General features: G+C 71.7%; 8 protein-coding genes. 7 read left to right on the forward strand and 1 reads right to left on the reverse strand.

Features of this window, described 5'->3' with window-relative positions:
• Positions 1-186: 186 nt before the first annotated feature.
• From H9623_RS07685 to H9623_RS07700, 4 genes are all read left to right on the forward strand, one after another.
• Positions 187-795, forward strand: a complete 609-nt coding sequence (locus H9623_RS07685) for a PadR family transcriptional regulator (RefSeq protein WP_193719470.1) — start codon at positions 187-189, stop codon at positions 793-795.
• A 52-nt stretch (positions 796-847) separates the two neighbouring features.
• Positions 848-1,939: an inositol-3-phosphate synthase gene (locus H9623_RS07690; RefSeq protein ID WP_193719471.1), complete on the forward strand. Its 1,092-nt coding sequence runs from the start codon at positions 848-850 to the stop codon at positions 1,937-1,939.
• A gap of 356 nt (positions 1,940-2,295) precedes the next feature.
• Entirely contained in the window at positions 2,296-3,633 is a 1,338-nt protein-coding gene (locus tag H9623_RS07695) for an MFS transporter (RefSeq protein ID WP_193719472.1), read from the forward strand.
• A gap of 213 nt (positions 3,634-3,846) precedes the next feature.
• Complete coding sequence (locus H9623_RS07700) at positions 3,847-5,382, forward strand: MDR family MFS transporter (RefSeq protein ID WP_193719473.1); 1,536 nt, start codon at positions 3,847-3,849, stop codon at positions 5,380-5,382.
• A 118-nt stretch (positions 5,383-5,500) separates the two neighbouring features.
• Here the strand turns inward: H9623_RS07700 and H9623_RS07705 are convergent, their stop codons facing one another.
• Positions 5,501-6,979, reverse strand: coding sequence for a CCA tRNA nucleotidyltransferase (locus H9623_RS07705; RefSeq protein WP_456093951.1), 1,479 nt, complete (start codon positions 6,977-6,979; stop codon positions 5,501-5,503).
• A 123-nt stretch (positions 6,980-7,102) separates the two neighbouring features.
• Here H9623_RS07705 and H9623_RS07710 point away from each other — a divergent pair, with 123 nt between their 5' ends.
• The 3 genes from H9623_RS07710 to murJ are packed head-to-tail and all read left to right on the forward strand — an operon-like array spanning position 7,103 to position 11,840.
• Positions 7,103-7,762, forward strand: a complete 660-nt coding sequence (locus H9623_RS07710) for an NUDIX hydrolase (RefSeq protein ID WP_193719475.1) — start codon at positions 7,103-7,105, stop codon at positions 7,760-7,762.
• Positions 7,759-9,990, forward strand: a complete 2,232-nt coding sequence (locus tag H9623_RS07715; RefSeq protein WP_193719476.1) for a DUF6049 family protein — start codon at positions 7,759-7,761, stop codon at positions 9,988-9,990. Before H9623_RS07710 ends, H9623_RS07715 begins: the two co-directional genes overlap by 4 nt.
• Positions 9,987-11,840: a murein biosynthesis integral membrane protein MurJ gene (gene murJ / locus H9623_RS07720; RefSeq protein ID WP_321575337.1), complete on the forward strand. Its 1,854-nt coding sequence runs from the start codon at positions 9,987-9,989 to the stop codon at positions 11,838-11,840. Before H9623_RS07715 ends, murJ begins: the two co-directional genes overlap by 4 nt.

An 11,840-nucleotide genomic window follows, 5' to 3' on the forward strand; every position in this document is an offset into this window, starting at 1 on the left:
GCCATTGTTTCGCCACAGCCACGCTGCAGGTCCGCCAGTCCTTCACATCTGCTCGCCTGCAGGAAGACATTGCGCGCAGGAGCGATTCCACCTAGCCTGTCGATGTATCGACTCGATACATCGAGTAGGTGAACCAGCCCGAACCGCCCTCCGCGCGGCAACGGTCCCAGCGGAAGAGGAGGTGTCATGGCACGCAGCCGTTCCGACGTGCTGGAGACAGCCATCCTCGGCCTCCTCAACGAGTCCCCGCTGCACGGGTACGAGCTCCGCAAGCGGCTCAACCTGATGCTCGGCTCGTTCCGCGCCTTCTCCTACGGTTCCCTCTACCCGGCGCTCAAGGCGATGGTCGCGCACGGCCACATCGTCGGCACCGAGTCACCCACCACCCCTCCCCACGCACTGTCCGGCAAGCGTGCCCGGATCGTGTACCAGCTGACGGCCGAGGGCAAGGAGCGTCTTCAGACGGTCCTCGCGAGCTCGGGACCGGCGGCCTGGGAGGACGAGAGCTTCGACGTCAGGTTCGCGTTCTTCGCGCAGACCGACGCCGAGACCCGTCTCCGCATCCTCGAGGGCCGGCGCAGCCGGCTCACCGAGAGGCTGGAGTCGGTCAGGGAGTCAGCGGCTCGCACTCGCGAGCGGCTGGACGAATACACCCTTGAGCTGCAACGTCACGGCCTGGAACAGGTCGAACGTGAGGTTCGCTGGCTCGACGGACTGATCACGACCGAGCGCGACCGTCGTCGCACCCGGCCGTCGAGCGGCCCCGAGAACCGTCACGGGCACGACAACCACTAATTACGAAGCCGTCGGCGCGCAGCGCCTCCGGCACTGACAGCAAGGAGCGAGGATGTCCTCCATCCGCGTCGCCATCGTTGGCGTCGGAAACTGCGCATCTTCCCTGGTCCAGGGCGTGCACTACTACCGCGATGCTGACCCGAGCAGCACCGTGCCCGGACTGATGCACGTGCAGTTCGGTGACTACCACGTGTCCGACCTGGAGTTCGTCGCCGCTTTCGACGTCGACGCCAAGAAGGTCGGCTTCGACCTCTCGGAGGCCATCAACGCCTCGGAGAACAACACGATCAAGATCGCCGACGTCCCGCCGCTGGGCGTGCCCGTCCAGCGCGGTGTGACGAACGACGGTCTCGGCAAGTACTACCGCGAGACCATCGAGGAGTCCGACGCCGAGCCGGTCGACATCGTCGCCGCTCTCAAGGAGTCGGGCGCGGACGTGCTCGTCTGCTACCTGCCGGTCGGGTCGGAGATCGCTGCCAAGTACTACGCGCAGTGCGCGATCGACGCGGGCGTCGCGTTCGTCAACGCCCTGCCGGTCTTCATCGCGTCGGACCCGGAGTGGGCTGCGAAGTTCGAGGCCGCCGGTGTCCCGATCGTCGGCGACGACATCAAGTCGCAGGTCGGCGCGACCATCACGCACCGCGTCCTCGCGAAGCTCTTCGAGGACCGCGGCGTCGTGCTGGACCGCACGTACCAGCTGAACGTCGGCGGCAACATGGACTTCAAGAACATGCTGGAGCGCACGCGCCTCGAGTCCAAGAAGATCTCGAAGACGCAGGCCGTGACGTCGAACCTCGAGGGTCCCCTCGGCGGCAAGACCGAGGACCGCAACGTCCACATCGGCCCGTCGGACTACGTCGCGTGGCTCGACGACCGCAAGTGGGCGTACGTCCGCCTCGAGGGTCGCGCGTTCGGCGAGGTGCCCCTGAACCTGGAGTACAAGCTCGAGGTCTGGGACTCCCCCAACTCGGCCGGCATCATCATCGACGCCGTCCGCGCCGCGAAGATCGCCAAGGACCGTGGCGTCGGTGGCCCCATCCTGTCGGCGTCGACGTACTTCATGAAGTCCCCGCCGGTCCAGATGGAGGACACGAAGGGCCGTGCGGCTCTGGAGGCCTTCATCGCCGGTGAGAACGAGCGCTGATCCGTAGCGAGCCTGCGAGCGCAGGACCAGCGCGACCATAGCCACCTGCGCTGATCCGTAGCGAGCCTGCGAGCGCAGGACCAGCGCGACCATAGCCACCTGCGCTGATCCGACCGCTCACGACGAGGGTCCGGAACCTGAGGGTTCCGGGCCCTCTTCGCGTGCCGACGGCGTCGGTCGCCCACGCCCCTCGTCGCACCCGGGGTCGGGCACCGGCACGAGACGGGTGGTCCCGTACGAGACTGGTGGTTCGGGCCGTGTCCGGGGCACCTGTCTCGTACCGGACCACCCGCCTCACGGTTCAGCCCTCCCGGCCCGGGGCGTGGATCCCTCCCGCCACCGCATACCCTGAACCGGTGGGTGTGATCTCGGAACTCGGCGTCCTGCTTCGGCTGCGCGACTTCAGGAAGCTCTTCGCCGTCCGTCTGGTGAGCCAGGCGGGGGACGGGATGTTCCAGGTCGGGCTGGCGTCGCTCCTCTTCTTCTCCCCGGAGTCCCAGGGCACGGCAGCCTCGATCGCTGCGGCGTTCGCGGTGATGCTGGCTCCGTTCACGATCGTGGGACCGTTCGCGGGGGTCTTCCTGGACCGCTGGAGCAGGCGGCAGGTGCTGGTGTGGGGCAACGCGGTGCGGGTGGTCCTGACGGCCGCGACCGCCGTCCTGATGCTGACCACGGGCGTGACGCCGTGGATCTACGTCCTGGCGCTGGCGACGCTCTCGGTCAACAGGTTCCTGCTCGCGGGCCTGTCGGCGGGTCTGCCGCGCGTGGTCGACGGGCCGCTGCTCCTCACGGCGAACTCGCTGACGCCGACGCTCGGTGCCGCGGCGGCCTTCGTGGGCGGCGGCATCGGCTTCCTGCTGAGCCTCACGTTCGAGCCGGGCCGCGTCAAGGACTCGGTCGCGCTGGTGTGCGCGGCGGTCGTGTTCGGGCTGGCGTCTCTGCTGGCGCTGCGCATGTCGCGCGGGCTGCTGGGTCCGGACAAGCCTGCCGAGGCGGCGATCACGACCGAGATCGCGAAGGTCGCGCGCGGGCTCGCGGACGGTGCGCGCTATCTCGTGGCGCGCCGCACGCCGGGTCAAGCCCTCATGGTCATGGCGACGCACCGGTTCCTGTACGGGGTGACGTTCATCGCGTCGATCCTCATCTCGCGCAACCTCCTGTCGGACCCGGGGAACACCAACGCGGGGCTGGCGACGTTCGCGACGGTCGTGGGGCTCACGGGGGCGGGCGGTGCGCTGGCCGTCGTCCTGACCCCGACGGTGTCGCGGTACACGGGCCCGCACCTGTGGATCGCGCTCATGCTGGGCCTGGCGGCGGTGAGCCAGCTGCTGCTGGCGACGACGCCGTCGCGCACCGTCGTCTACGCGGGGGCGCTGCTCCTGGGCCTGGCCGCGCAGGCGACCAAGATCGCGGTGGACACGATCGTCCAGCGGGACACCGCGGACGCCTACCGGGGTCGCGCGTTCGCGTTCTACGACGTCCTGTACAACGCCGCGTTCGTGGGGGCCGCGGCCCTCGCGGCGTTCACGCTGCCGGACTCGGGGTACTCGCGCCCGGTCTTCGTGGTGCTCGCGGTCGCGTACGTCGCGGCGGCGGTGGTGTTCGGCCGGTTCGGGGCGCGGCACGCCGCGGGGCCCGACGACGTCGCTCGCCTCCCGGCGGGACCTTCCGACGAGCGGACCACGGCGGGCTGAGCCGGCCCGCCCCTCGCGCCGGGCGCCGCGATCTCGCGGTGCAGAGCGACCGATGAGTCGTGCCCGGAAAAGGAGTCGTCAGGACCGGGGGGAATATCCGAGGATGGATGAGCGTCGTTCTCGTAGGGCGTACGACATCACGACCGGCGCTCCCCCCGTTCCTCGCTGCGTGCTGTCCTCAGTCGCGTGCGCACCGACCCCACAGGAGAGCACATGCAGGTACCTCAGAGCACCGCCCCGTCCTTACGCACCCCGGAGAAGCTGTCACGCGAGAACTTCCTCGTGATCGCGCTCCTGCTCGTGTCGGCCTCGGTCGTCATCCTCAACGAGACCACCATGGGCGTCGCGCTCCCCCACCTCATGGAGGAGATGGGCATCACGGCGACGACCGGGCAGTGGTTGACCACGGCCTTCATGCTGACCATGGCGGTCGTCATCCCCGCGACGGGTTTCCTCCTGCAGCGGCTGGGCACGCGTGGCGCGTTCCTGCTCGCGATGTCCCTGTTCAGCGCGGGGACGGCTCTCGCGGCGTTCGCGCCCGGCTTCGGCTGGTTGCTGGGCGCTCGCGTGGTGCAGGCGTCGGGCACGGCGATCATGATGCCGCTGCTCATGACGACGATCATGACGCTGGTCCCGCCGAGCGCGCGCGGCCGCATCATGGGCAACGTCGCGATCGTCATGGCGGCCGCGCCGGCCCTGGGCCCGACGCTGTCCGGCCTGGTGCTCGAGGCCCTGTCGTGGCGGTGGATCTTCGGCTTCGTGCTGCCCATCGCTCTCGTCGCCCTCGCGTTCGGCGCGAAGTACGTCAAGGACTCGGCCGACCGTACACACACCCGTCTGGACCCGTTGTCGCTGTTCCTGGCCGTGCTGGCGTTCGGCGGGCTGGTCTTCGGCCTGTCCAACCTGGGCGAGGCGGCACGCGCCACCCCGGCCGTGCCGGTGTGGATCCCGCTCGTCGTCGGGCCGGTGGCGCTCGCGCTGTTCGTCGCGCGCCAGCTCGTGCTCCAGCGTCGCGACGCCGCGCTGCTCGACCTGCGCGTGTTCTCCTCGCGCGGTTTCACGGTGTCGCTCGGCATCATGTCGGTCGCGATGATCGCGCTGTTCGGGTCGATCATCCTGCTGCCGCTGTACCTGCAGACCGCGCTGGGCCTCGAGCCCGTGCTCACGGGTCTGCTGATGCTGCCGGGCGGGCTGATCATGGGTCTGCTGGGCCCGACGGTCGGCCGCCTGTACGACCGCATCGGTCCGCGGCCCCTGATCCTGCCCGGGCTGAGCGCGGTCGCGGTCTCGCTCGCGACGCTGACGACGGTCGGCGCGACGACGTCGCCGTGGTTCGTCCTGGGCGCGCACGTGGTCCTGAGCCTGGGTCTGGCGTTCGTGTTCACGCCGCTGTTCACGGGGGCGCTCTCGTCGCTCAAGCCGTCGCTGTACTCGCACGGCAGCGCGATGATCGGCACGGTCCAGCAGCTCGCGGGTGCCGCGGGCACGGCGCTGTTCGTCGCGGTCATGACGTCGCGCGAGGTCGCCCGGGCGGCGGAGGGTGCCACCGCCCGGGTCGCCCTGGCCGACGGTGTGTCCACGGCGTTCGTCTGGGGCGCGGTGGTCATGCTGGTCGCGGTCGCGCTGTCGTTCCTGCTGCGCAGGCCCGCGGCCGAGGAGCCCACGGACACCGTGCCCGACGGCGCCGCGTCCGCCACGCAGGACGCCCCGGTCCTCGAAGGGGTCGGGGAGGCGGCCGAGCGCCGCTGACGCTCCGTCCCGGTCCCTGCGGACCGGGCACGGGAGGCGCGAAGGGCGGGCACCGTGGGTGCCCGCCCTTCGCGCGTCGGGACGCCGTGCGGGGTCCGTGGTCACGACCCCTGGTCGGTCACGCCTCGCGCGCTGCCCACCACGTCAACAGCTCCTCGCGTGCCGCGTCCTCACCGAGGGGCCCCCGGTCGAGACGCAGCTCCAGGAGGAACTTGTAGGCCTGCCCGACCTCCGGGCCCGGCGGGATGCCCAGGATCGCCATGATCTGCTGCCCGTCGAGGTCGGGACGGATCGACGCCAGCTCCTCCTCGCCACGGAGCCGCTCGATGCGCTGCTCGAGGTCCGTGTAGGCGTCGGAGAGCCGCTGCGCCTTGCGCTTGTTGCGCGTCGTCGAGTCCGCGCGGGTCAGGCGGTGCAGGCGTTCCAGGAGCGGCCCGGCGTCGGTCACGTAGCGGCGCACGGCGGAGTCGGTCCACTCCCCCTCGCCGTAGCCGTGGAAGCGCAGGTGCAGCTCGACGAGGCGGGACACCTGCTTGACGGTGTCCTTGTCGAAGCGCAGCGCCTTGAGCCGCTTCGCGGTGAGCTTGGCCCCGACGACCTCGTGGTGGTGGAAGCTCACGCCGCCGCCGGGCTCGAACCGGCGCGTGGCCGGCTTGCCGATGTCGTGCAGGAGCGACGCGAGACGGAGGACGAGGTCCGGGCCGGGGACCGCGCCGTCGGGCCCGGTCTCCTGGGCGATCGCCTGCTCCAGGACGGTCAGCGAGTGCTGGTAGACGTCCTTGTGCCGGTGGTGCTCGTCGATCTCGAGGCGCAGCGCCGGGAGCTCGGGCAGGACGTGGTCCGCCAGGCCCGTGTCGACGAGGACCTCGAGGCCCTTGCGCGGGGCGTCGGACAGCAGGAGCTTCGTCAGCTCGTCGCGCACCCGCTCGGCGGAGACGATCTCGATGCGTGCGGCCATGTCGACGATCGCCGCACGGGTCGCGGGCTCGACGTCGAACCCGAGCTGGGCGGCGAAGCGCGCCGCCCGCATCATGCGCAGCGGGTCGTCGTCGAACGAGCGCTCGGGGGCGATCGGGGTGCGCAGGACACCCAGCGCGAGGTCCGCGAGGCCGTCGTGCGGGTCCACGAACAGCATCTCCGGGACCCGGACCGCCATCGCGTTGACCGTGAAGTCACGTCGCGACAGGTCGCCGACCAGGGTGTCGCCGAACGCCACGAGCGGCTTGCGCGACGCCGGGTCGTACTCGTCCGTCCGGTAGGTCGTGACCTCGACCACCAGCTCCCCCGTGCCCCGCGGGCTGCCCTTGGGCGCGAAACGCTTGGCACCGATCGTGCCGAACTCCTTGCCGATGTCCCAGTGCGCGTCCCCCCACGCCGCGAGCAGGGCCTGCGTCTGGTCCGGGTCGGCCGACGTCGCGAAGTCGAGGTCGTTGCTCGCGCGCCCCAGGAACGCGTCGCGGACCGGGCCGCCGACCAGCGCCAGCTCGTGGCCGGCCTCACGGAACAGCTCACCCAGCTCGATCGCGGCCGGGGCCATCTCGGTCAGGACCGCGAGCGCACGGCGCAGCAGCTCGAGCTGCTCGGGCGTCGTCGGCACCCCGCGGGACCCCTCGGCGGGCAGCGCGAGAGGATCGGGGACGGGAGAGTTCTGGGAAGGAGTGGGCACGACATCCAAGCGTGCCAGATCAGGCCGGGACTCCACACTCGGTAATGTTGGGTCATGTCCACCCCAGCGCACTCTCCGGACCATCGCGGTGTACCAGCGCCGCCCGGTGGGCACGCGCTGCGGATCGACCCGGACACCGCGCGGCCCCCCGACCCGTCGCCCGCCCCGACCGCGCCGCTGCCCGTCGTCGAGGAGATCTCCGCAGGTGGGCTGGTCGTCGACACCTTCGAAGGGCTCTACCGGGCCGCGGTCATCGCGCGGCGCAACCGCGGCGGTCGGCTCGAGTGGTGCCTGCCCAAGGGGCACCTCGAGGGCGAGGAGACCCCGGAGGAGGCGGCCGTCCGCGAGATCGCGGAGGAGACCGGGATCACGGGCGTCGTCCAGGTCCCGCTCGGCATCATCGACTACTGGTTCACCGGCGAGGACCGCCGCGTCCACAAGGTCGTCCACCACTTCCTCCTCCGGGCGACCGGCGGTCACCTCACGGTCGAGGGCGACCCCGACGGCGAGGCCGAGGACGTGGCCTGGATCCCCTTCGAGGACCTCTCCGACCGCCTGTCCTACCCCAACGAACGGCGCCTCGCGGCCGTCGCCCACGACGTCCTGCGAGGACGACGCACGGGCGCCCGCTTCCGGGGTACCGTGACTCGCACCGTCGTCCGTACCAGCCGGCCGGCACCCGACGACCCACGGAACCCGACCGACCTTCCATGAGCTCCCACTTCTCCGGCGGCGCGCCCCGCACGCCGACCCGCCGTCCGGCACCGCGCAGACCCTTCTCGTCCGCGGGCAGGCCTGCCCGCGGTCTCCTGGCCGCGCTGCTCCTGCTCGGCCTCTCCGTCGTGCCCTCGACGGCTCTCGCCACGGCACCGACCGCGACGCCGGTCTCGACCGGCACCTCGACGGACACCCACACGGCCGGGTCCACCGGGGCGGTGACGACGACCCTCGTGTCGATGACCCCGACCACGGTCCGGCCCGGCGACACGGTCACGGTCGCCGTGAAGGTCCACAACGGCACCGACGAGACGATCGACGACCCCCAGGCGACCCTCGGGGTCAGCTGGCGCACCATGACGAGCCGGTCCGCGCTCGAGGCCTGGGCCGACGCACCCACCTCGCAGCAGTCCGCCGAGCGCATGGCCGTCGAAGACCTCGACCCTCTCGGCCCGGGCCGCGACGCCACGGTCACGTTCACGGTCGCCGCCGACGACTTCAACCTCGAGCCCGGCTCGAGCTGGGGTCCCCGCCCGCTCTCCGTCACCGTGACCGACGGCGGCGAGCGCCTCGACGTCCTGCGCTCGTTCTTCCTGTGGGAGGAGTCGCAGGCCCCGCTGCCCGTCCGCGTCAGCGTCGTCGCGCCCGTCACGGGGCCCGCCCTGGGCCTCCTGGAGAGCACGGCCGACACCGGCACCGAGATCCAGTCGACGGTCGACGTCCGGGCGGTGGACGAGGCGCTCCGGCCCGACCAGCGGCTGAGCCGCCTCCTGGCCGCCACCGCGGGAGACCCCGTGATCTCGTGGGCCGTCGACCCGGCCCTCGTCGCTGCCGCGGAGACGTCGTCGGACGCCGACTCCGTCGCGTGGGCAGCGCAGCTGCACGACGGGACCGCCGGGCGGACCGTCTTCGGCCTGCGCCCCTACGACCCCGACGCCGCGGCCTACGCCCAGGTGGGCGCGCTCCTCCCTGCCCCCACGATCCCCCTGCCGGGGGCCGTCGCGACCGACCCCGCGTGGCGGACCGACCTCACCTACCCGGCCGACGACGTCCCCGACCTCGCGACCGTGCGCACGAGCGTCCAGTCGGGCTCACCCCTGGTGGTCGTCCGGGGAGACGGGCTCACCCCCGAGACCTCGGTGAGCTACACCCCGACCGCGCTCGCCACCGTGCAGACCGACGCCGGTCCGGCGACGGCGCTCGTCGCGGACGACACCCTCGGCCAGGTCCTCGTCGACGCGACCCGCTTCGAGCCCGGCGCCGAGGAGCCGTCCACGGCCGACGGCCTGCAGCGGCTGCTCGCCGAGACGGCCGTCGTCGCGTCCGAACGACCGACCGACTCGCGCCACGTCCTCATCGCCCTCCCGCGGTCGTGGGACCCGGACCCGGGCGCGCTCGCGACGGTCCTCGACACCCTGGGTACCGTGCCGTGGGTCGACGTCGCCCCCGTCCAGGACCTCCTCGACTCCCCGGTCCCGGACGTCCCACGGACGGCCCTGCCCGAGTCGTCGACCGACGAGGACACCCTGCCCGCGTCCGAGATGGACGCCCTCCAGCGGGCCCGGACCCAGGTCGCGACGTTCGCGACGATCGCCACGGACCCGGCGCCCATCGTCCAGAGCGCCGAGCCCGCGCTCGTGGTCCCCACCGCGGTCGCCTACCGGAACCGCCCCGACGACCGCAGGAAGGCCGTCGGCACGGCCGTCCAGGACGCCGCGGTGATCCGGTCCGCGGTGTCGATCGTCCCGCGCGGCTTGGACGTCACCCTCATCAACACGTCGGGCAACCTTCCCGTCTGGGTCCGCAACACCCTGGACCAGCCCGTCACCGTGCAGGTCGCGCTCCGACCCGACAGCGGGCTCCTCAAGGTCGTCTCCTTCCCCGTGGGGACGGTCGCGCCGGGGACCGAGACGGACTTCAAGGTGCCGGTCCAGGCGATCGGCAGCGGTGACGTGAGCGTCGAGGTCGAGCTGCTCAGCGTCCCGGCGGGCACGGTCGTGTCCCCGCCCTCGGAGTTCGTGGTGCAGGTTCGCGCCGAGTGGGAGAACACGGGGACGGCGATCTTCGCCGGGCTCGTCGCGCTCCTGCTGATCGGCGGGATCTGGCGCACGATCCGTCGCGGCCGTTCGCCGCGCCGTGTCGCCGAGCTGACGCCCGCCGCAGGCGTGCCGACCGCCCGGGGTGCGGCCGCGCCGTCGGGCACGACGAGGGGCGACGCCGGGTGAAGCACGTACGCCCAGCGGGAGCCGCGCGCACGCGCCGCGACCGACCCGACGACGGCACGCCCGCCGTGCCGTCCGGCACCGCTCCCGCAGAGGACGGGTCCGCCACCACCGCCGACGCACCCACCCCGGCGCGGGCGACGAGCAGCCTGGGGCGGAGCTCGGCCCTCATGGCTTCCGGCACCGCCGTCTCACGCGTGCTCGGACTGGTCCGCAACGTCCTGCTCGTGACCGCGATCGGGACGACCGGTCTGGCCGCGGACGCGTTCGACGTCGCCAACAAGATCCCCAACGTGCTGTTCGCGATCCTCGCCGGGGGTGTGCTCAACGCCGTCCTCGTCCCGCAGATCGTCCGCGCGTACCGCTCCAAGAACCCGCAGGAACGCCTCGACAAGCTGCTGACGCTGTCCGGGACCCTGATCCTCGGGCTGAGCCTCGTCCTCACCGCGGGCGCTGCCGTGATCGTGTCGCTCTACACGGACGGCTGGGGCTCTGCCCAGTTCTCCCTCGCGGTCGCGTTCGCGTTCTGGTGCACACCCCAGCTCTTCTTCTACGGGCTCTACACCCTGCTCGGGCAGGTCCTCAACGCGCGCGGCCAGTTCGGGCCGTTCATGTGGGCCCCGGTCGTCAACAACGTCGTCTCGATCGTCGGGTTCGGCGCCTTCATCGCGATCTACGGGCCCTACGCCACGGGAGCGGCCGACGACCTCGGCACCTGGGACGGCGCCAAGATCGCAGTGCTCGCCGGCACGGCGACCCTCGGCGTCGCCGCGCAGGCGCTCATCCTGCTCGTGCCGCTGTGGCGCTCCGGCTTCCGGTGGCACTTCCGTCTCGGCCTGCGCGGCATCGGGCTGCGCTCCGCCGGGCAGGTCGCGATCTGGACGTTCGGCGCCGTCATCCTCGAGCAGGTCGGCGTCCTGTTCACCACGCAGTTCGCGTCGAGCGCCCCCGCCGCCGCGCTCCGCGAGACGTTCGGGGCGTACGAGGGCGACCCGATCGCGAGCGGCATCGTGACCGGGGTCGTGACCGGGGCACCCGAGGTCTTCGCGGTCGCGGGGAACGCGGCCTACACGCAGGCGCTCATGATCTACCTGCTGCCCCACTCTCTCGTCACCGTGTCGATCGCGACGGCCCTGTTCACGGGGATGAGCGCCGCTGCGGGAGCGGGCGACTACGCCCGCGTCCGGCACGACCTCTCACGCGGTGTGCGGACGGTGGGCGTGTTCACGGTGTTCGCGACCGCGGTGTTCGCGATCCTCGCCCTCCCGATCACCAAGCTCCTGCTCATCAACGTCACACCCTCGAGCGCCGTGGCGGTCAGCCAGATCCTCGTCGCGATGGCCTTCGGCCTGGTCCCGCTCGGCGGCATGGTCCTCATGAAGTGGGTCTACTACGCGTACGAGGACGGCCGGACCGTCTTCTGGATCCAGGTCCCCGCGACGATCGCCCTCGTCGGCGTCGCGTGGCTCGCGACGCGCACCCTCGACCCTGTCTGGTGGGTCGTCGGGGTCGGCGCGGCCATGTCGATCTCGAACGTCGTCGCGGTCCTGCTGCGGACCGCGGGGCTGCGTCGCAAGCTCCACGGGCTCGACGGTTTCCGGATCGTCCGGATGCACGTCAAGACCGTCCTCGCCGCGGGGCTCAGCGCCGCAGCCGGCTGGGGGGTCCTCCAGCTCTTCGGCGACCTGTACGGACTCTCGTGGCTCCGTGCCGCCCTGGTCACTACAGTCGTCGGGATCGTCATGACCGCCGTGTACATCGGCGGTCTCAAGGTCATGCGCGTCCGCGAGCTCGACCAGCTCGCCGACCCGCTGCTCCGCAAGCTCGGGCGGCGACGCCCGGCCCCGAGATAG

It is taken from the genome of Oerskovia douganii (assembly GCF_015142735.1).
GTDB lineage: Bacteria > Actinomycetota > Actinomycetes > Actinomycetales > Cellulomonadaceae > Oerskovia > Oerskovia douganii.